The sequence below is a fragment of the Streptomyces sp. NPDC047108 genome, from assembly GCF_040643575.1.
Taxonomy (GTDB): Bacteria; Actinomycetota; Actinomycetes; order Streptomycetales; family Streptomycetaceae; genus Streptomyces.
On sequence record NZ_JBEYUP010000007.1, the window covers coordinates 285681 to 311138 of the forward strand.

Genomic DNA, 25458 nt, shown 5'->3' on the forward strand with positions numbered 1-25458 from the left:
AGGCACAGCTGATGGCGCGTGAGTCGCAGTCCGGATTCCCCGTCGAGCCCGTCTACGGCCCGGAGGACGCACCGCCCGGCTGGGGCGCCGCCGAGCAACTCGGGGAGCCCGGTGACTACCCGTTCACACGCGGCGTGTACCCGACGATGTACACGACCCGCCCGTGGACCATGCGCCAGTACGCCGGCTTCGGCACGGCCGCCGAGTCCAACGCCCGCTACCGGGACCTGATCGCCCACGGCACCACCGGACTGTCCGTCGCCTTCGACCTGCCCACCCAGATGGGCCACGACTCGGACGCGCCCCTCGCGCACGGCGAGGTCGGGAAGGTCGGGGTGGCCATCGACTCGATCGACGACATGCGGACGCTCTTCGGAGGGATCCCGCTCGGCGAGGTCTCGACCTCGATGACGATCAACGCGCCCGCGGCGGTGCTCCTGCTCCTGTACCAGCTCGTGGCCGAGGAACAGGGCGTCCCCGCCGCGCAGCTCACCGGCACCATCCAGAACGACGTGCTCAAGGAGTACATCGCCCGGGGCACATACATCTTCCCGCCCGAGCCGTCGCTGCGGCTGACCGCGGACATCTTCCGCTACTGCCGGGCGGAGATCCCCAAGTGGAACACCATCTCGATCTCCGGCTACCACATGGCGGAGGCCGGGGCCACGCCCGCGCAGGAGATCGCCTTCACGCTCGCCGACGGCATCGAGTACGTCCGTACGGCGATGGCGGCCGGGATGGACGTGGACGACTTCGCGCCCCGCCTGTCGTTCTTCTTCGTCTCGCGGACCACGCTCCTCGAGGAGGTCGCCAAGTTCCGGGCGGCCCGTCGGATCTGGGCGCGGGTGATGCGGGAGGAGTTCGGCGCCAGGAACCCCAAGTCGATGATGCTGCGCTTCCACACCCAGACGGCCGGCGTGGCGCTCACCGCACAGCAGCCCGAGGTGAACCTGGTACGGGTCGCGGTGCAGGGCCTCGCGGCGGTCCTCGGCGGCACGCAGTCCCTGCACACCAACGCCTTCGACGAGGCCATCGCGCTGCCCACGGACAAGTCGGCGCGGCTGGCGCTGCGCACCCAGCAGGTGCTGGCGCACGAGACCGATGTCACCGCCACCGTCGACCCGTTCGCCGGTTCGTACGCGGTCGAGCGGCTGACGGACGAGGTGGAGGCCGCGACCCTGGCCCTCATGGAGCGCGTCGAGGACCTGGGCGGCGCGGTGCACGCGATCGAACAGGGCTTCCAGAAGGGCGAGATCGAGCGCAGCGCGTACCGGATCGCGCAGGAAACGGACGCGGGCGAGCGCGTCGTGGTCGGGGTCAATCGCTTCCGGCAGGACGAGGAGGAGCCCTACGAGCCGCTGCGCGTCGACCCGGCGATCGAGGACCGGCAGGCGGAGCGGCTGGCCGCCCTGCGCGCGCAACGCGACCAGCGCGCGGTGGACGCGGCACTGCGCGCCCTGAAGAAGGCGGCCGAGGGCACGGACAACGTCCTGTATCCGATGAAGGACGCACTCGCCGCGCGGGCCACGCTGGGTGAGGTGTGCAACGCGCTGCGCGACGTCTGGGGCGCGTACGTCCCTACTGAGGTCTTCTGACCCGTTTCTGGCATGTGGACGGCTGTGCGCGATGTCGGAGGCGCATGCCACACTCCCGTTCATGCTGGGCGTGACTGACCTTCCGACGTATCTGGCCGGACTCGTACTGATCATCCTGTTGCCGGGGCCGAACTCGCTGTACGTGATCTCGGTCGCGGCGCGACGCGGCGTGCGCACGGGCTACCGCGCCGCCTGCGGTGTGTTCTGCGGCGACGCGGTGCTGATGGTGCTCTCGGCGGCGGGCGTGGCCTCGCTGCTGCAGGCCAATGAACTGCTCTACGGCGTCGTGAAGTACGCCGGTGCCGGCTATCTGACGTGGATGGCGATCGGCATGCTGCGCTCGGCGTGGGGCATGTGGCGCGAGCGGCGCTCCGAGCTGAGCGGCGACGGGGGCTTCGTCTCGCGGGCGGACACCCCGGCCATGGCAGTGGAGTCCTCCGGAGCGGGCGCGGCGGCGGCCGGTTCGGCAGCCGGTTCGGCCGCCGGGGGAGAGGTCGTCGACGGGGAGGCCGAGCGCCCGTACCGCCGCGCGCTGGTGATCAGTCTGCTCAACCCGAAGGCGATCCTGTTCTTCGTCTCCTTCTTCGTGCAGTTCGTGGACCCCGGGTACTCCCACCCGGCGCTGTCCTTCCTGCTGCTGGGCACGCTGGCCACCCTGTGCAGCTTCCTCTACCTGACCGCGCTGATATTCGGCGGGAGCGCGCTGGCCGCCCAGTTCCGGCGGCGCAAGCGGCTGTCGGCGGGGGCCACGTCGGCGGCGGGGGCACTGTTCCTGGGGTTCGCGGCGAAGCTGTCACTGAGCAGTGCGGGTTAGGTCTTCCGGCTCTCCCTTTCCGCGGCCTGACGCACGGCGCGACCCGGGCTCCCGGAATCCGGGCCGACCGCTGCGGGACGTCGGGCCGCTGGGCCGCCGCGGCTCCTGAGCGGCGCGGCTACTTCGGTGCGAGCACGTCCAGTTCGGCCATGGCGCCGATCGTGATCTCCCGGGTCAGCTCCTCGGCGCGGGCCGCGTCCCGGGCCCGTACGGCCTCGGCGACCTGGACGTGCAGGGTGACGGCTGCGGGGTCGGGGTCGGTGAACATGACGTGGTGCTCGGTGCGTCCGGCGAGCACCTCCGCCACCACGTCCCCGAGGCGCGCGAACATCTCGTTGCGCGACGCCCGGAGGACCACCCGGTGAAAAGCCATGTCGTGCACGAGGTAGCCCTCGAGCTGCTGGCCGCGCGACGTGGCGACCATGCCCAGCGCGTGCTGGGTCAGCTCGGCGCACTCCTCGGCGGTGGCCAGCTCGGCGGCCAGCCGCGCCGCGACCGGTTCGACGGCCGAGCGCAGCACGGTCAGTGAGCGGAGCTGGCGCGGCCGGTCCGCGCCCGCCAGCCGCCAGCGGATGACCTGCGGGTCGTAGACGTTCCACTGCTCGGCGGGCAGGACGGTCACGCCGACGCGGCGGCGCGACTCGACGAGGTGCATCGACTCCAGCACCCGGATCACTTCTCTGACGACCGTGCGGGAGACGTCGAAGCGCTCCTCCAGCTCGTCGGTGCGCAGAACGGTGCCCGGGGGGTAGTCGCCCGCGGTGATCGCCGGACCCAGTGACGCCAGCAGCTTGGCGTGCAGGCCCTGCCCCTGGTTCCCCCTGGCCTCGCGGCTCTCCATGGTCTCCCCGTCTCTCCGGCCCCGTGCGGGATCAGCCTACGCGTCGAACCTCCACCCAATTAAGTATGACTATTAAGTCACGGACCCTTGAATACGTCGTATCAATGGGCTTGAGTGTGGGGCGGCGTCGAGGTCGAAGAGGACAGCGAGGTGCTGAGCGGCGTGAACAGCCCCGACATCGTGGTGGTCGTCATGGGCGTGTCCGGTACGGGCAAGTCCACGATCGGCGCGCTGCTGGCGGACGAACTCGGCGTCCCGTACGCCGAGGCCGACGTCTTCCACCCCTCTGCCAACATCACCAAGATGTCCGGCGGCACCCCGCTGGACGACGCGGACCGCGAGCCCTGGCTCGACGCCATCGGCGCCTGGGCGCGCAGTCGCACCGGACACGGCGGAGTCGTGAGCTGTTCCGCTCTTAAGCGCAGCTACCGCGACCGGCTCCGAGCCGCCGCCCCCGGCCTTTTCTTCCTCCACCTGACCGGCGGCCGCGCGCTGATCGCCGAGCGGCTGGAGCAGCGCCGGGACCACTTCATGCCCGGCGCCCTGCTCGATTCGCAGTTCGCCGCGCTGGAGGAGCTCCAGCCGGACGAGTACGGGATCGCGGTGCAGGTCACCGAGGATCCGCAGTCCATCACCGCTCGGGCCGCCGCCGTCCTCCGGCGGCGGCAGCCGGCGCATCTGGGAGAACCGTCCCCCGCTCCCGGACGGCAGTCGGCGTCTCCGGGGGAATCGTCCCCCGGTCCCGGGCAGCCGTCTGCCGCCGAGAGGCAGCCGCCTTCCGCACCGGGAGAACCGTCCCCCGCCCCTGCCCCCGGACCGTGCCCCCACCCGTAGGTCCGGCGGACAGGTACCCCGTCCCCCCTGTCCCCAAGTCCCCTAAGGAACCCCCGTGTCAGGTCGTCTCAGTGCCGAGATGCTGGCAGCGGACCCCGTCGAGCCGATCACCTCGGCGGGCAATGCGCAGCTCGGCATAGCCGTTCTCGCCGGAATCGCCGTCATCGTCCTGCTCATCACCCGCTGGAAGGTGCACGCCTTCCTCGCTCTGACCATCGGCTCCCTGGTGCTCGCCGCCGTCGCGGGCGCACCGCTCGACAAGGGAATTCTCAGCTTCACGGGCGGCCTGGGCACCACGGTCGCGGGCGTCGGTGTCCTCATCGCGCTCGGCTCGATCCTCGGCAAACTGCTCGCCGACTCGGGCGGCGCGGACGAGATCGTCGACACGATCCTCGCCAAGGCCGGCCCGCGCAGCATGCCGTGGGCGATGGCGCTCATCGCGAGCATCATCGGACTGCCGCTGTTCTTCGAGGTCGGTATCGTCCTGCTGATCCCCGTGGTCCTGCTGGTCGCCAAGCGCGGCAACTTCTCGCTGATGCGGATCGGTATCCCGGCGCTCGCGGGCCTGTCCGTGATGCACGGCCTCGTACCGCCGCACCCCGGGCCGCTCGCGGCGATCGACGCCGTCCACGCCGACCTCGGCATCACGCTGGCGCTCGGCGTCCTCGTCGCGGTCCCGACCGTGGCGATCGCGGGACCGCTCTTCGCGCGCTACGCCGCCCGCTGGGTCAACGTCACCCCGCCGGAGGGCCTGATCCCCGAGCGCCCCTCGGAGTCGCTGGAACGCCGCCCGCGCTTCGGCGCCACCGTGGCCACGGTGCTGCTGCCGGTCGTCCTGATGCTGGCCAAGGCGCTGGTGGACATCGTCGTCGACGATCCGGAGAACCCCGTGCAGCGGGCGGCCGACGTCGTCGGCTCGCCGCTGATCGCGCTGCTCGCGGCGGTCATCGTGGGCATGTTCACGTTGGGCGGCGCAGCGGGCTTCACCAAGGAGCGCCTGGCGACGACGACGGAGAAGTCGCTCGTCCCGATCGCCGGCATCCTCCTGATCGTCGGCGCGGGCGGCGGCTTCAAGCAGACGCTCGTCGATGTCGGCGTCGGTCAGATGATCATGGACTTCTCCAAGGACTGGAACGTCTCGGCGCTGCTCCTCGCCTGGCTGATCGCCGTCTGCATCCGCCTCGCCACGGGCTCGGCGACGGTCGCCACGATCTCGGCCGCGGGCCTCGTCGCCCCGCTGGCCGCGGACATGAGCAGCACGCACGTGGCGCTGCTCGTTCTCGCGATCGGCGCGGGCTCGCTCTTCTTCAGCCATGTGAACGACGCGGGATTCTGGCTGGTGAAGGAGTACTTCGGGATGTCGGTCGGCCAGACGTTCAAGACGTGGTCGGTGATGGAGACCATCATCTCGGTGGTGGGGATCGTCTTCGTGCTGCTGCTGTCGTTGGTCATCTAGCCGCGCGGCGCGTGTCGTCGTCACCGCTGTGGACCGCCCTCGGACGGGGGCGGTCCACAGGCTGTGTGCGGCGTGCCTGACGAACTGCGGTCGGCAGAAGGCGAGATGGGGGGCGGTGGGCAGCAGCCGCTACGCTGATCCGGATTACTCGTGGGGCACATGATCGTGCGCCCGCATGTGACGTCACCGTACGGACCGGAGCGCATGAGCCGTACGACATGGGGGAGTTGACCGTGATTCGTTGGGGTTTTCATGCTGCCGTCGGCCTGACCGCGGCGGCGGCCTTGCTGCTCACGGGGTGCGGTGAGGAAGGCGACGGGGGCAAGCCCGGAAAGAGCGAGGGCGGGGACCCGAGCGCTGCCCCCTCCCCGACGGCTTCCGAGGCAGCGGCAACGGGTGCGCCGGCGTTCGACCTGCCGTCGGATGTCGAGGTGAGTATCGAGGGGTTCGTCGGCAGCAATGCCACGGAGAAGGAAGCGCTGCACGCCACGACGTACGCGATCAAGGCCGTCCTCGAGGCGCAGGTCAAGGGCGACGGCGGTACGGGCAATTTCGAGCGGTACTGGGCGGGGTCGCAGGGCGCCGCATTCGCCGACACGATCGACGACTTCGGGAAGTCGAAGACCATCACAGGGTCGTTCCGCTACTACCGCCCGGTCATCAAGGTCACCGGTAAGACCACTGCGGGCGTGACGTACTGCGAGGACCAGCGCAAGGCTTACGCCAAGAACCGCAAGTCGGGCAAGGTCGCGAGGACGACGCCTTCTCTCGACGACTTCAGCAAGTGGTCCCTGGGCCTGGCGAAAAGTACGTCGGGCGACTGGCAGGTCATCCGCTACGCCTACACGGAGAGAGCCAAGACCTGTCAGACCGGCTGATGTGCCGGCCGAGCGTCTGAACTCCATGACGGCGCCCGCCACAAGGAGATGTTGATCGTGCCTCAACTCCGGACCGTACGAGCTGGAGGCGACGGTGACGTGGGAGATGTCCTGGGAGGGATCGAACGGCTCGGGCGGGGACCTGCCTGACGGTGCGTTCGAGACCGTTGAGGACGTCACTGTGCAGGAGATTCAAGCGATCAACCGTTGATTTCCATGCGCTCATGGGCGCCTGGCAGGCGGCCACATCCGCGATGTCCTCGGTCACTATGCCCGCATGGACGTCGGGGCAGATCAGCAAGCAGCCGTGACGGCGTACGCCTCGCGCGCGCCGTCATGGCTACCCAAGCAATGTGATGGGGTGGCCGGACTCCTCGGTGGTGGACGCCCACCCCCCCTCAAGTGCAAGTCAGCCTGGGGCCAGACTTGTTGAGCCCTGTTGCCTGGCTGCAGAGGGCAGCTAGATTCGGATCCACACGGGGTTCTGGTCTGCATGGCGGGGGTTGTTCGGGGTGGGGAATCGGCCGACGGATTGGCATGTCCTGGATCTGGAGGAGGATCCGGTTCCGGGTGATCCGGAGCGGGTGAAGTCTCTGGCGCGGCGTCTTCACGATTTCGCCGATGATGTCGGGGATGCGTTGCGGCAGATCAAGGGCATGGCTGGTGATGATGCGCTGCTGAAGTGGGCGGGGAAGTCCGCTGATGCGTTCACCGCGGAGTTCGAGGATGTTCCGAAGAATCTGCGGAAGCTGAAGAAGTCCTACGACCTGGCCGGCGATGCCCTGGCAGCCTACTGGCCGGACTTGGACAAGGCGCAGGACGATTCCCGGCGCGCTCTGGAGAAGGGCCGTGAGGCCCGTCGCAATCTTTCTTCGGCCAATACGCGGTTGGACACGGCGAACGGGTGGGTGGACCGGGCGTCGAAGAAGGCCAAGGAGTACGAGGACTCGGGCAAGAAGAAGGACGTTCCGCCTCCGGATGAGAAGGACGTCCGCGCCGCGACCCGTAACGCCACGAACGCCAAGGACGAGCAGCGCGACGCCCAGACGGCCGTCGACAACGCGCAGAACGCTCTCGATGCGGCGAAGAAGATGGCCGCGGATGCCAAGAAGCTGCGTGAGGACGCGGCGACGAAGGCGAAGAAGAAGCTGGAAGAGGCGTCCGACGCGGGTATCGAGAACCGGAGTTGGTGGGAAGAGGGCATCGACTGGGTCTCGGACAACTGGGACACCATCGTCGCCGTCTGCAAGGTCGTCGTCGCCGTGCTGGGCATCGTCGCGATGATCATCGGCGGGCCCATCCTCGGCGCGATCGTCCTGATCGCCGCCTTGGTCGTCCTTGCCGACACCCTCAACAAATATCTCAACGGCCAGGCCACCCTCTGGGACGTCGCCTTCGCCGCCCTGGACTGCATACCCGGCATGAAGGGTCTGACCACCCTCGGTGGTCTCGCCAAGGGCCTCAAGGGCGGGCTCTCCATGGCCAAGACCGGGCTCAAGGGCATGGCGCTCGGGGCCAAGGGGCTTGGCAAGGGCGCGCGTTCGATGGGCCGGCAGATGAAGAAGCTCTTCACCTGCGGCGACCCGATCGACATGGCCACCGGGCAGATGGTCATGTCCGCTACCGACGTCGAGCTGCCAGGACAACTTCCTCTCGTCCTCGAGCGCCATCACCGTACGGGGGTCCACAACGGCCGGTTCTTCGGGCGGAGCTGGACCTCGACGCTCGACCAGCGGCTCCTGCTCGATGCATCCGGGATACGGTTCGCCAGCAGCGACGGAATGATCCTCGAGTACCCCGTGCCTGGCCCGGACACGCCGGTTCTGCCGGTGGAGGGCCCGCAGTGGCCCCTGAGCTGGGACGGAACGCACGGCGGCGACATCACCGTGCACACTCCGGAGACCGGCAGGACTCTGACCTTCCGGCCGCTGGCCGATCGGCCCTCTTCGGAATTGCCACTCGCGGTAGTCAGCGACCGGAACCACAACACGGTCACCATTTCCTACCACCCCGACGGAACTCCCGACGAGGTGGCTCATCACGGCGGTTATCGCGTCGGGATGGCGTGCGAGAACGGCCGGATCACCGAGCTGACGCTGCGCAGCCATCCCGAGCAGCCCACCCTCTTGCGCTACGGCTATGACGAGTGCGGCAATCTGGACAGGATCTGTGACTCCTCGGGAGAGTCGCAGAAGCTTTTCTACGACGCGCGTCGCCGAGTCTCCGGGTGGGAGGACCGCAACGGCACCTGGTACCGGTACGCGTACGACGACCACGACCGCTGCACTGCCACACATGGCGTCGACAACATTCTCGACTACACCTTCGAGTACGACGACACCGCACTGACCACGACCGCAGTCAACTCACTCGGGCACGCGACTCGATACCGGTTCAACGACGCGTATCAGCTCCTCGCCGAGACCGGTCCGCTCGGCCACGTGGTACTCCAGGAGTGGAGCCGCCGGGACGACCTCCTCTCCCACACGGATCAGTTGGGCCACAGCACGCATATGGAGTGGGACGAGGCGGGCAACCTGACCGCGGTCCTCATGCCGGATGGTTCGAGGACCTCGGCCCGCTTCAACGAACTGAACCTGCCGATCGAGGAGACCGACCAGAATGGTGCGGTCTGGCGGCAGGACTGGGACGAGCGCGGCAACTGCGTATCCGTCACGGCGCCCGATGGTGGCACCTCGCTGTTCACTCATGACGGCACCGGCGCCGTGACATCTGTCGTCGACCCCCTGCGGACGACACGGCACCTGACCAACAACGCCGCCGGTCTGCCGATCTCCGAGACCGACCCACTGGGAGCCGAGACGCGGTATGCCTACGACTCCTTCGGCCGGATCACAGCCGTCTCCGACCCACTGGGTGCCACAACGCACCTGAACTGGACCGTTGAAGGGCACTTGGCGGAACGGACCAGTCCCGACGGCACCACCGAGGCCTGGACGTACGACGGAGAGGGCAACAGCCTCACCTACACGGACGCCTTGGGGCACGTGACCCGCTTCACCTACTCCCATTTCGGGGTACCGGCTTCTCGCACGGGCCCTGACGGAGTCAGCTACGGCTTCACCCACGACAGCGAGCTGCGCCTCATACAGGTCGCCAACCCCAAGGGGCTCACGTGGGACTACGTCTTCGACGCAGCAGGCAACCTCGTCTCGGAGACCGATTTCGACGACCGGACCCTCCGCTACATCCACGATGCAACCGGCCGTCTCATACGCCGGGTCAACCCCCTCGGTCAGAGCCTGACGTTCACCTACGACAGCGTGGGAAGCCCGATAGGCAAGGCGGTGGACGGCAGGGAGACGACCTACACCAACGATCCCGCCGGGCGGCTGCTCCGGGCTGTCGGCCCCGACGCATTGCTGACGTACCAGTACGACCGCGTCGGCCGCATCACCGAGCAGGTGGTGGACGGGAAGGTGCTCACCACCACCTACGACAGTGTCGGCCGTCCGACACTCCGTACCACGCCCGCAGGGGTGTCAACCGGTTTCACCTACGACGCCGCCGGTAACCGCACGCTTCTCCGGGCCTCCGGGCGTGCCATCGCTTCCACGTACGATCCGCAGGGTCGCGAGACCATCCGGAGGATAGGCCCTCACGGCCTGACCCTCGCTCATCAGTGGGACCGCGGCGACCGCCTCGTCGCGCAGACCCTGACCGGTCCCGGCGGATCCGGTCCCCTGGAACGCAGGAGCTTCGAGTACCGCGCCGACGGCAACCTGACGTCTCTTGAGGACGGGGCCAGTGGCCGGCGCAGCTTCGATCTGGATCTCCCTGGACGGGTCACAGGCGTACGTGCCGACGACTGGAGCGAGTCCTATGCCTACGACGCGGCCGGTAACCAGACGTCCGCGCAGTGGCCGGACCGGCAGCCCCTGGCCGAAGGCCGAGGAGACCGTACGTACGCGGGCAATCGCGTCACGCGCGCCGGGTCCGTCCACTACGAGTACGACGCCGCCGGGCGCGTCGTCCTGCGGCGTCGCACACGGCTCTCCCGTAAGCCGGATATCTGGCGCTTCACCTGGGACGCGGAGGACCGACTCACGGCCGTGATCACACCCGACGGCACGTGCTGGCGGTATCTCTACGACCCTCTCGGACGGCGCATCGCGAAGCAGCGGCTCGGCGCGGACAGGGAGACCGTGCTCGAGGAGACCCGCTTCACCTGGGACGGCCCCCACCTCGTGGAGCAGACCACATCCGCCGCGGGCAGCACCGAGGAGGTGACACTCACCTGGGAGCGCGATGGGACGCGCCCATTGGCGCAACAGGAGCGCAGATCAGCAGCGGGCGCGCCGCAGGACGTCATCGACGAGCGGTTCTTCGCGATCGTCACGGATCTGGTCGGCACCCCGACGGAGCTCGTCTCGGAAGCAGGTGACATCGCCTGGCGCGCCGACGCAACCCTCTGGGGCCTCACCACGTGGAGTGCGAGCGCCGAAACCTCAACTCCTCTCCGTTTCCCGGGACAGTACTTCGATCCGGAATCCCAGCTCCACTACAACTATCACCGCCACTACGACCCGGCGACCGCCCACTACATCAGCCCCGATCCACTGGGAATGGAAGCCGGGCCCAACCCTTGCACCTACGTGCTGAACCCCCTTGCGTGGATAGACTATTTGGGGCTCTTGACCTGTCGGCAGAACGCAAGACGGCTCCGCAGGAACCTCAGGCGGGAAGGGCGGGGGCCGGCTCGAGGGCAAGCCGCGGCACATCTCGTTCCGTCCGGAGGCACACGAGGCCATTGGGCGCCGGGTGCAAACGCCCGTGCTCTGCTGGAGAGGTATCGGGTCAATGTCAACGACGCGGCGAACGGTATCCCCCTCGGCCATCCCAGCCCGCACAACTTCACTCACCGCCAGGACTTCCTGCAGCGTCTCGACGACCATCTCCAGGACCTCGTCGCCTCCAGGTCAGCGGACGGATATGGTGCACGCGCCATCCGCACCGAGCTCAGGAGGGAACTGCGCAGTATCGGCCGGCAGGTCGCGGACGAACTCTCGACAGGAGCGCCCGGTCCGGGCGCCTATTGGACGGCATAGGAAATGAGCGAAAATTCCGAACCCCTCTCGGTCTACCGGTTGCTACCCGGGGGAGGGGACACCCGCAGGCTGCAGCTCGACATGAGCCAGCACATCAGACTGGCCAAATGGCTCCGCGGTGGTTCGGCTTCGGACCGTCCCACATCGGTCAACGCGCGCTGGAGCGGACATCCTCGGTGGCGCCCGGCGGAATTCCCCAGCGGGCTCCTGGGAGCACCGATGTTCAGCCTGCGCGTGGTCGGCCTCGTCGGCGACGAGTTCTCGGCGGCAGGAAGCTTCGTGCCCGTAGGCGTAGAGGATGCCAACGCGGATGACGACGGCTACGTCCTCTATCTCGTGGAGAACGTGGTGGACTGCGTGGACGTGAAACAGTCGTCCAAGCCCAAGAAGTCGAGGGATCCACTGAAGAAGACGGTGTTCCGCCCGGAGGCCCTGCCTCGGGAGCTCTCAGCATTCCGGATCCCCGAGACCCCTGGCGCGGTGTACTGGAACGGTTGGGCCGTGGATCGACTGACGGAACTGATGGGCGACGACCTGGGGAAGCGCCTGGTCTGGTCGGAGGACGCCGCGGCAAACCCGCACCCGAATCCGATGGGCTTCTGAGTGCGGTGCACCGGCGGGTATGTGAGAGCGGACTTCTGACACCGTGTCGACGGAGAACACCTTGTCCTTCCTGCAGTACCTGAAACAGGCAGCGGAGCGCACCCTGGAAGCGTTCCCGGAAGACCTGAGGTCCGAGATCTACGTGGTCTCGTTCCGGATCTGGCGTACCGACGGTGACGCTCGCTGCCCGTACGTGGCGATCGGCTACAACACCGAGAGCCAGTACCGGCAGGAGCTGAACAGTGAACCGGGCCGTCATCTGGAGGAGGCCCGTTGGAATTACGCCTACTGGCTGCTCGAAGGATTCGGCACACTCGGCAACACCCCGGACGACCCCACCGGGGCTCAGCTGTACGTGGACGAAGTCAAAGGGCTCGGGCTCTGGTACGACGACGCGGCCGAAATCTCGGAGAGCGAGCAGGAGGGCCTGGACGAGCAACTCGCTCAGCACTTCGCCGACGTCTGCGTCGACACGGCCCGTCATTTGCACTCCTCCGGGTGTCTCAAACACGTCATGGGGCGTCGGGTGCCCATCGTGATCTTCGACATGGACTGCCCGGGATGGGAGGTTGGGACCACCGAGGCGGCCAACCCGCCAGAAGCGGTGGCCGACTTTCTGGCCTACTTCAGGGCGTGACCACTGAGTTGATGCCCACGGGCAGGTAGGGCGTGAATCTCGAGGCGGCAGTCGCCGGGTTCCGCAACGCTGTGCCGATCCCCGGAATGGCATCCGCGTGGCACTGGTCCCCGGCGCCCGGCATCGACTTCGCAGGAGCGCTGTCCTCCGACGGGAAGCGGTTGTTGCAGCTCAGTGCCCGTGACTCATACGAACGTGACCTCGCCGTCGCGGTGTTGAGATTCTCGCGTGAGCATGAAGAGGCCATGGCTGCCCGGAATCGCTACCTCGGCTCGGTGGGCGGCTTCACGCCCCCTGCCGGACACGATTTCGATGCGGTGGCCATGGCATCGGTCGAGGTACATGACTTCTACGCCTTCGAGCGTCCGGAACTCAATCCGGTCGTTCGCGTGGTCTTCCCGGCCTACAGCTGCGAGTTCTCCGGCGCTGAAACCCTCGACGATGCCGAAACGCGCTACATCAGGATGCTGCGAACGACGGATTTCCGAAGGGAACCTGTTCCGTTTCTCAAGATGCGCTTCGCCAACACGCGGACGCTCGGCAAGAGTGCGGGCTCCGGCCGCGGCTTCACGGAGCCGCGCGTGCTCACGCAGGAGCTACGCGAAATCGACAACGCCCCAGGCAGTTTTGTGGAGTTCGAGAACTGCCACGGGAGCGTCTGGCGCGTCGAGTGGCACGGTGCCTGGTACATCGCGGAGTGGGACACCGAGGCCGGCGTTCCGCGAGAGATCGGGCTCGACGACCTGCTCACCTTCGCCGAGTCGACGCTGCGGAGCTGATCAGCTGACGAGAAGCTCCGGGACCGACGCAGCAGGGGCTTCGGTCACGCGAGCAGCCGACGGCCGGCAGCCCGCGCCATGGGCTGCGAAGGATGCCGCTCCACATCCGCGGCATCGGTCACCCGCTCCACCGCGCCCCCGTCAGGGGGACGGGCCTCATTCGCGTGAGGGGAGGGTCTCCCGACCGCCCCCTCACCCCCGCCGTGTCGCAAGCGCCCGCTTGATCCGCGGCGTCAGTGGCGTCTCCACGCAGCGGTACAGCAGCCACGCCACCGCCAGCATCGCGGCGATCGCGCCCGTCAGCGTCGCGTACGACGGGAGGCCCAGCGTGCGGTGGAGGGCGTGGACCGCGACCCAGCCCAGGTGTTCGTGGACCAGATAGAAGGGGTACGTCAGGGCGCCCGCGACCGTCAGCCAGCGCCAGTTCGCCCACCGCAGGTGGCCCAGCGCGATCGCGCCCACCGCCAGGAAGCCCAGCGTCACCACGGCGACGATCCCGTACGACGGGCGGTACGAGAAGAACTCCGGGTCCGGCGGGTGCCACAGGCGGCTCACCGCGTAGTGCTGGCCGATCAGCCAGCTCGCGCCCACGATGCCCCAGGCCGTCGTGTCGCGGCGGTCCCGGTGGACGAGGTAGAGCCCGATGCCGCCGATGAAGAACGGCGCGTACTCGGGCATCAGCACGATGTCCAGCAGCGGGTTGTCCGCCGCGTCCGCGATCACCGCCGTGAGCGTCCAGACCGCGCAGAACAGCACGATGCGCTGCCGGTTCGCTCCCGGCAGGACGACGAAGAGCGCGAAGAGCGCGTAGAAGCGGAGTTCGGCCCAGAGGGTCCAGCAGACGCCGAGGACGCGGTCGACGCCCAGCGGCTGCTGCAGCATCGTCAGGTTCACCAGCGCGTCGCTCGGTGAGACCGCCTCGTACGCGACCCAGGGGAGGGCGAAGACCGCTGTCACCAGGATGATCGCCGCCCAGTACGCGGGGAAGAGGCGCGAGACGCGCGACGCGAAGAACGCGCGGAGGGGGCGGCCCCAGCCGCTCATGCAGATCACGAAGCCGCTGATGACGAAGAAGATCTGTACGCCCAGGCAGCCGTACGCGAAGAACTGTGAGGCCGTGGGGAATTGGACCGCCGCCGATGTGCCCCACGCCTCGCTGATCTCGCCGTCGCGGCCGCCGAAGTGGTAGACGGCGACCATCAGCGCGGCTATCAGGCGCAGTCCGTCCAGGGCGCGGAGGCGGGGAGAGGGGGGCGCGCCGCGTATGCTGCGCGCCCCCGGACTCCTGCCCGCGGTGGCGGCACCTCCTTGGGGCGGGTGCCCGTGGGCCGGTCCGTCCGCGGACGGACCCGCGGAACCCGGCGGGCCCGGCGCCGGGCGCGTCGTCGTCCCCGCCGCGGCGCTCATCCGAACGCCGCCCTCTTCTTCGCGAGCCTGCGCTGCACGGCCCGCGCCCTGCGCGCCACCCTGCGCACCGTCGCGTTGCGCGGCAGGAAGGCGAGCTGCGACGGGATCGCGCCGGGCAGCGCCAGCGAGGTGAGCCGGCGCCGCTTGAAGTACCGCCAGGTGTCCGTGTCGAGGCGCGTGGACAGATACCGCTCGGCGTCCGGGCGCAGGTCCGGGTAGATCTGCGACTGCATCGCGTACCCCACGGCCCGGACCAGACCCGTCAGCCGGTCCTCGACCTCGGCGGCCGTGGGCGGGGTCCAGGCCCTGACGGCGGACGGGTCCGTCAGCTCCGGCAGCAGGGCGTCGACGATCGTCACGGGGACGCGGTTGCTGTTCTGGTACGGGGCCAGCCGCTCCAGCAGGACGCCCGTGCCGGTCCGCGCGACGGGGAGCCCGTACAGCGCGGTGGCCGTCAGCAGCGCGGTGGAGAAGCAGCCCGCGACCAGGGCCGGGCGCATCCGCTGGTAGAGGACCTCGGCGAGCAACGGCGAGTCGAGGACGGTCAGTTCGACGCCCAGCTCACCGGCCTCTTTCTCGAGCATCCGCGACCAGCGGGCCGGGGCGGTCGGGTGCGGCTTGAACACCACGCGGGTGTGGCCCAGTTCGGCGACGCCGCGCAACATCGTCACATGCAGCTGCTCCTCCTCCTCGCCGGTGAGGATGTCGAGCGCGGAGAGGTACTGCCCGAGCAGCAGCGCCGGGGACTCGATGTCCGGGACGGGATCCGGCGCCGGGTCCGGAAGGCCGGCGAGGCCGGACGGCTCTGGGCTGCCGGACGGCTCAGCGGTGCCGGAGTCCTCCGCCAGTTCCGCCAGCACCCGCGTGAAGGCGTCCGTGGGGACGATCTGCGGTTCGACGCCGAACTCCGTGAGCAGCAGCGGCCGCAGGCCCGGCACCAGGTCCAGGTGGAGCAGGCGGCGGATACGGGTGCCGACCAGCGGGTCGAGCTTGTTGCGTGTGGGGCCGTAGCTCATCAGGCCGTCGGCGTAGACGTCGACGGGCGCGCCCGTGAAGAGCTGGGCGAGCGCCAGGGCCGGATTGACCTGGATGGACTCGACGGCCAGCTCGACGTCGTCGTCGCCGAGGTCCCACAGCAGCCGCAGATGGCGTTCCCACAGCGGGATGTCGTCCGGGCGCGGGGACCAGCCGCCGGGGTGGAACGGGCTGATCGTCTCGTTCCACGACAGCACCCGGTCGAAGCGGCCGCGGAGCCGCCCGAAGCCCGGCATGGAGTCCAGGGCGGGGGTGGTCTCGGGCGTCGCGGCGTTGTTGCTGACCAGCAGGATGCGCTGGTCGGCGGGGCCGAAGAGGTCCGCGTCGAGAGCGGCGGCGAGCGTCGCGGCGCCGTAGAGGGTGGAGGCGAAGTAGATCTGCGTCGTCCGGCCGGAGGACAGCCTGCGGGGAGACGGCGAGGGGGAGGGCACGGGGGAGGACGGGCCGCGGGGGGTGGGAGCGGACATCAGGCGGCCACCTCCGCGCCCACGGGCCGGCGGCGCAGACGCCGCAGCCGGGATGCGCGCTCGTGGTCCATCGAGTCGAGTGCGTCCTGCAGTACGTCCTGCGGCATGCGCTTCAGCGCGGCCGCGCTCATGGACCGCAACTTACGTGCCACGGGTGCTTCGAACCTCTCGATGCTGCCGAGATGATGGGAAATGATCGCGCAATACGTGCGCACCGCCTTCGGGAGAAGCCGGTCGGCTTCCGGGTCCCGTGAGGTTTGTTCCACGACCTGATCGAAAGCCCGGATGAAATCGAGCTGGCGGACGTCGCCGATCTGGGTCAGGGACGACGCGACGCCGCGACGGTAATGGACGCCGAGCAGCCCCACGACCGCAAAGGATTTCGCCTCGCGGTGCAGCCGCCAGATCCACGGCCGGTCCTCCGCGGTGCGCAGGCCGTCCCGGAACCGCAGAATCCCCTCGTCGGCCAGGCGCCGGTGGTAGATCCCCGCCCAGGCGTACGCGTAGTCGACCGAGGTGCTGCGGTCCGCGGGCAGGATGGCGGCGCGCGGGTCCATGACGACGTTGCGGCGGCCGTGCGGGACGCGGTGGACCGAGCGGGCGCGCGCGGTGCACTGCACATGGTCGGTGCGCAGGAAGTCGCACTCCAACTCCTCGATGGCGGCGAGGAGTTCCTGGTAGTAGCCGGGCCGCAGCCAGTCGTCGCCGTCGAGGAACGTCAGATACTCGCCCCGCGCCGCGTCGATGCCGGTGTTGCGCGCGGTGGCGAGCCCTCCGTTCTGCTCGTGCCGTACGACGACGGCTCCCGGGAGATCGCGCGCGGCACGGTCCAGGATTTCCGGAGTCCCGTCGGACGAGCAGTCGTCGACGAGAATGAATTCGAAATCCTGTCCGGCGTTCGCGCGGAGACTTCTCAGGGTGTCGGGCGCGTATGTCTGCACGTTGAAGAACGGCACGATGACGGAGAGCTTGACCACTCGCGAGACGCTAGGTGCGCCCCTGGCATTCGTCTTGACCTGTGGTGAGCCTGTGGGTGAACGAAACATGGCGGAACAGTTAACCGAACGCTCCCGCGGCCCGATTCTCCATTCGTCGATGTGCTGTTAACCCTTTGTTGCGCCTGAGTTGGGCCGCGAATCGGAATGGCTTCCTAGCGTCATCGACGTGCCAGCCACTAGCAGCCACCGTACGCGGGTAGCCGTGCTCGCCGATTCCGACACCCGATGGAAGTGGGGTGCCCTCACCGCCCATCGCCTCGTGCCGGACATCGCGTTCGACGGCTTCCTCCTGCGCGGCCGAGCGACGCCCACCCCCCGCCAGCTCGGCGAGGTGGGCGTGAGCGCGGACTCGCTGCGCGAGGTCACCGCGGTGGAGTTCCTGCGGACCATGGGCCGCGAGGTGTACGACGTCGTGGTCCTCGCCTGCGTCGGCGGCGCCGTCCAGGCCGTGCTGCACGGTCTCGCCCGCACCTGGGCGGGCCGGGCGATGCGCCCCGTCGTCGTCACCGGCTACGTCGGCGTCGTCTACGAGAAGCTGGCCGACGGCCTGCTGCTGCGCCACGGCGCCGATCTCGTGCTGGCCAATTCCCGGCACGACGCGATGCGTTTCCGTTCCGTTTACCGGGGCGTCGGCGCCGACACCTCGAGTGTCGTCGAGACCGCGCTCCCCTTCCTCGGGGGCGCGCCCTACGACGGGAACGCCCGGGGGAGCCGCCCGTACACCGTCGTCTTCGCCGCCCAGCCCTCCGTGCCCGTCACCCGCGCCGACCGCCTCTACCTGCTGCGGCGGGCCGCCGAGCACGCCCGCCGGCACCCCGACCGCGAGGTCCAGGTCAAGCTGCGGAGCAAGCCCGGCGAGCACACCACGCACATCGAGGAACTCCCGTACCAGAAGCTCGCGGCGAAGATCCCCGGCGGCCTGCCCGCCAACTGCCGCCTCGTCTACGGGCACATGGGCGAGGTGCTGGACCGCACCGACCTGCTCGTCACCATCAGCTCCACCGCGGCCCTGGAGTCCCTGCACCGCCGCATCCCCACCGCCGTCCTCACCGACCTCGGCGTCCGCGAGGCGCTGGGCAACCACCACTTCCTCGGCTCGGGCTGCCTCGCCTCCTGGGACGAGCTGGACGCGGGCCACCGCCCGGAGCCCGACGCGCTGTGGCTGAGCTGCCAGGGCGTCGCCGCCGACGGGGCTTACGAGGACGCGTTCACCGCCGCGCGCGAGCGCGTCGCCGCACTCCTCGCGGACCGGTCGCTGCCGCACCTGACGCCGTACTACACGTCCGCCACCGCGCCCGGCTATCTGCCCGGCATCCTCGCCCGCCACCACCTCGACCCGACCGGCGAGCCGCTGCCCGGGGCGAGCGCGGTGAGCGAGGAGACCGGCGGCGTACGGCGGATCGTGCGCGGCGCCGTACGGGACGCGGCGCGCGGCGCCTACCGGCACGGCGTCCAGCGGGTGGCTCCGGTCATCCGGCGGATGGGGGAGCTGTGACCGACCTGATCCCGGCCGCGCGGACGCGAGCCGCCGAACTCCCCGAAGGAGCCCCGATGCCCCCCACCGTGCTGGCCGTCATCCCCGCGAGAGGCGGGTCGAAGGGCGTGCCCGCGAAGAACCTCGCCGCCGTCGGGGGCGTGCCCATGGTGGTGCGCGCCGTACGCGAGTGCCTTGCGAGCCGGGTCGTCACCGATGTCGTCGTCTCGACCGACGACGCGGGCATCGCCGCCGCGGCGCGCGGCGCCGGCGCCGACGTCGTGCAGCGGCCCGCCGCCATCGCGGGCGACACCGCGACCAGCGAGGCCGCCGTACTGCACGCGATGGACGCGCACGAGGCGATGCACGGGCGCGCGGTGGACACGGTGCTGCTCGTCCAGTGCACCAGCCCGTTCATCGCCCGCGAGGACATCGACGGCGTCGCCGCCGCGATCGTCGAGGAGGGCGCCGACAGCGCGCTGACCGTCGCGCCCTTCCACGGCTTCGTGTGGCGGGACGGCGCCGACGGGGTGGGCGAGGCCGACCTGGACGGCGGCTACGGCATCAACCACGACAAGGCGTACCGCCCGCGCCGCCAGGACCGGCCGCAGGACCTGCTGGAGACCGGCGCCGCGTACGCCATGGACGCGACCGGCTTCCGCGAGGCCGGGCACCGCTTCTTCGGCCGTACCGAACTCGTACGGACCGACCCCGCGCGCGTGCTGGAGGTCGACGACCCGCACGACCTGGCGCGCGCCCGCGCCCTCGCGCCGCTCCTCGACGCGCCGCGCCCCGGCGCGCTCCCCACCCGCGACGACATCGACGCGGTGGTACTCGACTTCGACGGCACCCAGACCGACGACAGGGTGCTCGTCGACTCCGAAGGACGGGAGATGGTCGCCGTGCACCGCGGCGACGGCCTCGGGATCGCGGCACTGCGCCGCTCCGGGCTGAACATGCTCATCCTGTCCACGGAGCAGAACCCGGTCGTCGCCGCACGGGCACGGAAGCTCAAGCTCCCCGTGCTGCACGGCATCGACCGGAAGGACCTCGCACTCAAGCAGTGGTGCGAGGAGCAGGGCATCGCCCCTGAGCGCGTGCTCTACGTCGGCAACGACGTGAACGACCTCCCGTGCTTCGGCCTCGTCGGCTGGCCGGTCGCGGTCTCCGGCGCGCACGACGTCGTGCGCGGCGCCGCACGCGCGGTCACCTCCACCCCCGGTGGCAACGGGGCGATCCGAGAGATCGCCTCATGGATTCTCGGCCCCTCCCTCTAGAGAAGGATTTGTCCTACATGAGCACCACCTCGCGCCTCCGCACCTTCGGCGACAAGATCGCCGGACCGGGCCGTCCCGTCTACATCACCGGCGAGATCGGCATCAACCACAACGGCGAGCTGGAGAACGCGTTCAAGCTCATCGACGCCGCCGCCGACGCCGGGTGCGACGCCGTGAAGTTCCAGAAGCGCACCCCGGAGATCTGCACCCCGCGCGACCAGTGGGACATCGAGCGCGACACCCCCTGGGGTCGCATGACCTACATCGACTACCGCCACCGCGTGGAGTTCGGTGAGGACGAGTACCGGCAGATCGACGCGTACTGCAAGGACAAGGGCATCGCCTGGTTCGCGTCCCCGTGGGACACCGAGGCCGTCGCCTTCCTCGAGAAGTTCGACGTCCCGGCCCACAAGGTCGCCTCGGCCTCGCTCACCGACGACGAGCTGCTGCGCGCCCTGCGCTCCACCGGCCGCACGGTCATCCTGTCGACCGGTATGTCGACGCCGAAGCAGATCCGTCACGCGGTCGAGGTCCTGGGCAGCGACAACATCCTGCTCTGCCACGCCACCAGCACGTACCCGGCCAAGGCCGAGGAGCTCAACCTGCGGGTGATCCACACCCTCCAGGCCGAGTACCCGAACGTCCCGATCGGCTACTCCGGCCACGAGACCGGCCTGCAGACCACGCTGGCCGCGGTCGCCCTCGGCGCCACGTTCGTCGAGCGCCACATCACCCTCGACCGCGCCATGTGGGGCTCGGACCAGGCCGCCTCGGTCGAGCCGCAGGGCCTCCAGCGCCTCGTCCGCGACATCCGCGCGATCGAGGACTCGCTCGGCGACGGCATCAAGAAGGTCTACGAGAGCGAGCTCGGCCCGATGAAGAAGCTGCGCCGTGTCCCCGGTGTCATCGCCGAGGGCGAGGCCGAGGTCCGCGAGCCGGCCGCGGTCTGACCTCGGAGCGTGGGGACCCGCTCAAGGCATGTGGACGGGGTTCGCCCCGTCTCCCCAGCCGGTCCGCCCCCGCAGGACGGGGCGGACCGGCGCGAGAACGCGAGGTGACCGCGGTGAGCGCACCTGTTGGGCCCGTCGACACGCCGCGGCGGGCGGAACCGCACGGAGCGGCGGACGGGGCCCTGGAGCGGCGTACGCCGGAGAGGCCCGCGGCCCCGGCGGGCCCGGGGGCCGCAACGGCGTCCGCGGACCCGGCGCGTACGGCGGACCTGGCGCGTACGGCGGGCCGGGCGGGTGCGGATGACCCGGGCCCCGAGCGGACGTCGGGATCTGCGGGCCCGCGTCCGCCCGGCGGTGGCGAAGGGCTGAGGGACGAGCCGGGGGACGGCGCGTCCACGAGCCCCGCAGCGGGCGGCTCCGCCCGGGAGGCGCACGGCCGGGAGCCGGGCGCGCCGGCGTCCGCGGACCCGGCCTCCGCACCGCCGCCGCCGACCGCCGCATCCGTGCGTTCCGCGGGTGCCGGGGGTGTACGAGGCTCCGGCGAGACCCTCGCCTTCGTCGAGAGCCCCGTCCAGCTCCTCAACGTCCTGGAGTGGGCGTACGCCGACTCCCGGCGCACCGCGGCGGCCGACCGGACCGGAAGCGACCCGGCAGGGCAGCCCGGAAGCGACCCGGCCGCGCAGCCCGGGACCGCCGCGGCCGGGCGGCACGGGAGGACCCGGCACGACGAGAACGAGGACGACCCGGCCCTCCGGCACGCGCCCGGCCGCCCGCAGCCACAGCCCGCCCGCTCCGCGCACGACGGCACCCTCACCGTCGTCGTCCTCTCCCCGAACGACCCCATGACCCGCGGCCAGCTTCGCCGGATGGCCGAACTGGCGCGGGACGAGGGCTTCGCCGTCCGCTGGGAGGACGCACGCGGCGGGGCCGCCGCGCCGTTCCAGACCATCGGCGCCCTGACGCCCGCGCTGCGCCGGGCCCGCCGGATCGTGATCGGCGACCCGTTCTCCCGGTACGTCCAGCTCCTGCTGACCCTGACCGGCGCGCGGGACCTGATCGTCGTGGACGACGGCACGGCCACCATGGAGTTCGTCTCGCAGCTCGCGCGCGGCGAGCGCCTGGTGCGCTGGCACCGCACCGGCCGGGGCCGCGGGCCGCGCGACGCCGTCTTCGCCCCGGTGTCCGCCCTCGCGCGCCGCAGGCTCACGCCCCGCGAGGGCCGCAGGACCGTCGAGGTGTTCAGCTCGATGCCCGTCGAGCCGCCCGACGGCGTCTCCGTCACCGCCAACGACTTCGCCTGGACCCGGGCGCGCTTCGGGCCGCCCTCGCTGACCCGCGGCTCGGACCTGGTCGGGACCTCGCTCGCCGAGACCGGCGTCGTGGACCTCGACCGCTACATCGACGCGGTCCGCTCCCTCGCCCGCGCACACGGCGCGACGCGCTACTTCGCCCACCGCCGCGAGAGCACCGAGAAGCTCAAGCGGCTCTCCGAGGAGACGGGGCTGGAGATCGTACGGCCCGACCTGCCGCTGGAGCTGATCGCCCGGCGCGGACCCATCGGGCGGACGATCCTGAGCTTCCCGTCGACGGTGGTGCACACCCTTCCGCTCGCCCTCGCGGGTACGGAGGTCAAAGTCGCGGTCTGCGACATCGATCCGGCCTGGCTGACCGATACGGCGTCCCCGCGGGCCCAGGGCTTTCTGTCCGGGGTCACCGGCACCGCCCGTGACGTGCAGCGACTGCCGTCCGTGCCCGCGGCGGCGCCCTGAGAAAGTGAACCTCTGGTCATACCCAACGGCGGGTCCGCTCATGCGGCCCGCCGCGACTTTTTCCGCCCCATCCGGCTGAACTTTTGTTGATCGAAGGACAGTTGCCCGGTCGGCAGTCGTATTCTTCAGAGGGTGAACCAACTGATGTCCCCCGAGACCGAAGCCGCCCTGTCCGCGCATCCCGATCTGCCCGGGACGGTCCCGGACGCCCTGCGCTCCGAGCTCATCGCCTTCCGGCGCGATCTGCACATGCATCCCGAGCTGGGTCATCAGGAGTTCCGTACGACCGCCGCCCTCATGGCCCGTCTGGAGCAGGCCGGCCTCGAGCCGCGGGTCCTCTCCGTCGGCACCGGGCTCGTCTGCGACATCGGCACCGAGGGCTGGGACGGCGCGCAGCCGATGCTGGCGTTGCGGGCGGACATCGACGGCCTGCCGATTCCGGACACCAAGACGGTCTCGTACCGCTCGACCGTGCCCGACCGGGCCCATGCCTGCGGTCACGACGTGCACACCACCGCTGTCCTCGGCGCGGGCCTGGTCCTGGCCGAGCTGGCCCGGGAGGGCCGCCTGCCGAACCCGGTCCGGCTGATCTTCCAGCCGGCCGAGGAGGTGCTGCCCGGTGGTGCGCCCGACGCGATCGAGTCGGGCGTGCTGGACGGCGTGGGACGGATCCTCGCCGTCCACTGCGATCCCAAGGTCGAGGTCGGTGTGGTCGGCCTGCGGACGGGCCCGATCACCTCCGCCTGCGACCGGCTCGAAGTGGCGCTGGACGGCCCTGGCGGCCACACCGCACGGCCGCATCTGACGACCGACCTGGTCACGGCCGCCTCGAAGGTCGCCACGGAGGTTCCCGCGCTGATCAACCGGCGGATCGACGCCCGCTCCGGTCTCTCCGTCACCTGGGGCCGAATCCAGGCGGGCCACGCCTGCAACGTCATCCCGCAGCACGCCGAACTGTCCGGCACGGTCCGCTGTCTCGACCTCCCTGCCTGGCGGGCGGCCCCCGACCTGGTGCACGCGGCCATCGACGAGGTCGCGACCCTGCATCGCGCCAAGTCGCAGATCAACTACATCCGCGGTGTCCCGCCGGTGGTCAACGAGCCGGGCAGCACCGAGCTGCTGCGCGACGCGATGGCCGTCCGCCGGGGGCCGTACGCTGTCGAGGACACGGAGCAGAGCCTCGGCGGCGAGGACTTCTCCTGGTATCTGGAGCATGTGCCCGGCGCGATGGCGCGGCTGGGCGTCCGGCCCGTCGGCGACACGACCCGGAGGGATCTGCATTGCGGTGATTTCGACGTGGACGAGGAAGCGATCACGGTCGGTGCGGAGCTGTTCACGGCGGCTGCCCTGCTCGACGGGCACCGTCCATAAGGGGATTTCACGGTCCGTAGGCGTATGCGTCGATGCCGCTACGCGTCGAATCGATAACGGCTTCGAACCTGGCCTTTATCTGACATCTACGCGCGTTACGATGCGGCGAACCAGCGCCGGTCAGAGCGCATCTAGTCAGTGAAGGGGTGCCGTCTTGCGACGGATAGTCAAGATCGCTGCCGCGAGCCTCGCTACCGCGGCACTCGCACTCACCGCCGCCGGTTGCGGCGAGTCGTCCACCGAGTCCGCCGGTGGCAAGGACAAGGGCGTCGGCCTGGCCTTCGACGTCGGTGGCCGTGACGACCACTCGTTCAACGAGTCCGCCGCGCGCGGTGTCGACAAGGCCAAGGAGGAACTCGGCGTCGGTGCCAAGATGCTGACGGCCAAGAACGGCGAGACCGAGGCCGACCGCGAGCAGCGGCTGACCTCGCTGGCCGAGGCCGGCTACAACCCGGTCATCGGCGTCGGCTTCAACTACGGCAAGTCCATCACGAAGGTCGCCAAGGACTTCCCGAAGACCACCTTCGCCGTGGTCGACGCCGTCTCCCCGGGCAAGAACGTCGACTCGATCGTCTTCTCCGAGCACGAGGGCTCGTACCTCGCCGGCGTCGCCGCCGCGCTCAAGACGAAGACCGACAAGGTCGGCTTCATCGGCGGTGTGAACAACGCGCTGATCCAGAAGTTCCAGGCCGGCTTCGAGCAGGGCGTCAAGGACACCAAGAAGGACGTCAAGGTCAGCTCGGAGTACCTGTACGCCAACAACGACAAGGGCTTCAACGACCCGGCCGCGGCCAACTCCAAGGCCAAGGGCATGCTCGACCGCAACATCGACGTGATCTACACCGCCGCCGGCCAGTCCGGTGCGGGCTCGATCGAGGCGGTCAACGCCAAGAAGGGCACCTGGGGTATCGGCGTCGACTCCGACCAGTACCAGCAGCCCGGTCTGGACAAGTACAAGAGCTCGATCCTGACCTCGGTCGTCAAGAACGTCGACGTGGCCGTGTTCGACGTGGTCAAGAGCGTCAAGGACGGCAAGCCGCTCACCGGCACCAACGCCTACCCGCTCTCCAAGGACGGTGTGAGCCTGGCCACTTCCGGCGGGTTCATCGACGACATCAAGGCCCAGATCGAAGCCGCGAAGAAGAAGATCGTCAGCGGCGAGGTCAAGGTCAAGGAAAGCCCCTGACCGACGGTCCGCTCTGAC

Annotated in this window: 18 protein-coding genes and 1 pseudogene; 15 read left to right on the plus strand and 4 right to left on the minus strand. The window is 69.8% G+C overall.

The window, feature by feature from the left end; translation table 11 throughout:
• Positions 1–11 precede the first annotated feature (11 nt).
• Both ABZ822_RS17610 and leuE read left to right on the plus strand, forming a co-directional pair.
• Entirely contained in the window at positions 12–1595 is a 1584-nt protein-coding gene (locus ABZ822_RS17610; RefSeq protein ID WP_360854041.1) for a methylmalonyl-CoA mutase family protein, read from the plus strand.
• A gap of 61 nt (positions 1596–1656) precedes the next feature.
• The gene (gene leuE, locus ABZ822_RS17615) at positions 1657–2409 is read left to right on the plus strand and encodes a leucine efflux protein LeuE (protein WP_360854044.1); all 753 of its coding nucleotides are present in this window, start codon (positions 1657–1659) and stop codon (positions 2407–2409) included.
• Positions 2410–2527: 118 nt separating this feature from the next.
• Here the strand turns inward: leuE and ABZ822_RS17620 are convergent, their stop codons facing one another.
• Positions 2528–3250: an FCD domain-containing protein gene (locus ABZ822_RS17620; RefSeq protein WP_360854047.1), complete on the minus strand. Its 723-nt coding sequence runs from the start codon at positions 3248–3250 to the stop codon at positions 2528–2530.
• 162 nt (positions 3251–3412) lie between these two features.
• Between ABZ822_RS17620 and ABZ822_RS17625 the strand changes: the two are divergent.
• From ABZ822_RS17625 to ABZ822_RS17655, 7 genes and pseudogenes are all read left to right on the plus strand, one after another.
• Positions 3413–3919: pseudogene (locus tag ABZ822_RS17625) on the plus strand (gluconokinase); the annotation flags it as partial.
• A gap of 244 nt (positions 3920–4163) precedes the next feature.
• Positions 4164–5540, plus strand: a complete 1377-nt coding sequence (locus tag ABZ822_RS17630) for a gluconate:H+ symporter (RefSeq protein ID WP_360854218.1) — start codon at positions 4164–4166, stop codon at positions 5538–5540.
• A gap of 218 nt (positions 5541–5758) precedes the next feature.
• The gene (locus tag ABZ822_RS17635) at positions 5759–6418 is read left to right on the plus strand and encodes a hypothetical protein (protein WP_360854050.1); all 660 of its coding nucleotides are present in this window, start codon (positions 5759–5761) and stop codon (positions 6416–6418) included.
• Between the two features lie 512 nt (positions 6419–6930).
• On the plus strand, positions 6931–11487 hold the full coding sequence (locus tag ABZ822_RS17640) for a DUF6531 domain-containing protein (protein WP_360854053.1): 4557 nt from the start codon (positions 6931–6933) through the stop codon (positions 11485–11487).
• Between the two features lie 219 nt (positions 11488–11706).
• Positions 11707–12090: a hypothetical protein gene (locus ABZ822_RS17645; protein ID WP_360854056.1), complete on the plus strand. Its 384-nt coding sequence runs from the start codon at positions 11707–11709 to the stop codon at positions 12088–12090.
• 61 nt (positions 12091–12151) lie between these two features.
• Positions 12152–12727 carry a hypothetical protein gene (locus tag ABZ822_RS17650; RefSeq protein ID WP_360854059.1) on the plus strand — a complete coding sequence of 192 codons (576 nt, stop codon included), beginning with the start codon at positions 12152–12154 and terminating at the stop codon, positions 12725–12727.
• Between the two features lie 32 nt (positions 12728–12759).
• A complete protein-coding gene (locus tag ABZ822_RS17655; RefSeq protein WP_360854061.1) occupies positions 12760–13506 on the plus strand; it encodes a hypothetical protein in 747 nt (248 codons plus the stop codon).
• A 192-nt stretch (positions 13507–13698) separates the two neighbouring features.
• On the opposite strand, the gene ABZ822_RS17660 is transcribed toward ABZ822_RS17655, so the two are convergent.
• From ABZ822_RS17660 to ABZ822_RS17670, 3 genes are all read right to left on the minus strand, one after another.
• Positions 13699–14772 (minus strand): acyltransferase, encoded by a 1074-nt coding sequence (locus tag ABZ822_RS17660; protein WP_360854221.1) that lies wholly within the window; start codon positions 14770–14772, stop codon positions 13699–13701.
• A gap of 137 nt (positions 14773–14909) precedes the next feature.
• Positions 14910–16415, minus strand: coding sequence for a polysialyltransferase family glycosyltransferase (locus tag ABZ822_RS17665; protein WP_360854064.1), 1506 nt, complete (start codon positions 16413–16415; stop codon positions 14910–14912).
• A complete protein-coding gene (locus ABZ822_RS17670; protein ID WP_360854067.1) occupies positions 16415–17392 on the minus strand; it encodes a glycosyltransferase family 2 protein in 978 nt (325 codons plus the stop codon). The genes ABZ822_RS17665 and ABZ822_RS17670 overlap by 1 nt, the downstream gene beginning before the upstream one ends.
• 187 nt (positions 17393–17579) lie before the next feature.
• On the opposite strand from ABZ822_RS17670, the gene ABZ822_RS17675 reads away from it, so the two are divergent.
• The 6 genes from ABZ822_RS17675 (at position 17580) to ABZ822_RS17700 (ending at position 25440) form a co-directional block, all read left to right on the plus strand.
• The gene (locus ABZ822_RS17675; protein WP_360854070.1) at positions 17580–18908 is read left to right on the plus strand and encodes a DUF6716 putative glycosyltransferase; all 1329 of its coding nucleotides are present in this window, start codon (positions 17580–17582) and stop codon (positions 18906–18908) included.
• 56 nt (positions 18909–18964) lie between these two features.
• A complete protein-coding gene (locus ABZ822_RS17680) occupies positions 18965–20164 on the plus strand; it encodes an acylneuraminate cytidylyltransferase (RefSeq protein WP_360854072.1) in 1200 nt (399 codons plus the stop codon).
• A 17-nt stretch (positions 20165–20181) separates the two neighbouring features.
• Positions 20182–21114, plus strand: a complete 933-nt coding sequence (locus ABZ822_RS17685; RefSeq protein WP_360854075.1) for an N-acetylneuraminate synthase family protein — start codon at positions 20182–20184, stop codon at positions 21112–21114.
• Between the two features lie 503 nt (positions 21115–21617).
• Positions 21618–22883, plus strand: a complete 1266-nt coding sequence (locus ABZ822_RS17690; RefSeq protein ID WP_360854224.1) for a hypothetical protein — start codon at positions 21618–21620, stop codon at positions 22881–22883.
• 144 nt (positions 22884–23027) lie between these two features.
• Positions 23028–24254: an amidohydrolase gene (locus tag ABZ822_RS17695; RefSeq protein ID WP_360854226.1), complete on the plus strand. Its 1227-nt coding sequence runs from the start codon at positions 23028–23030 to the stop codon at positions 24252–24254.
• Positions 24255–24408: 154 nt separating this feature from the next.
• Entirely contained in the window at positions 24409–25440 is a 1032-nt protein-coding gene (locus ABZ822_RS17700) for a BMP family ABC transporter substrate-binding protein (protein WP_360854078.1), read from the plus strand.
• Positions 25441–25458 lie beyond the last annotated feature (18 nt).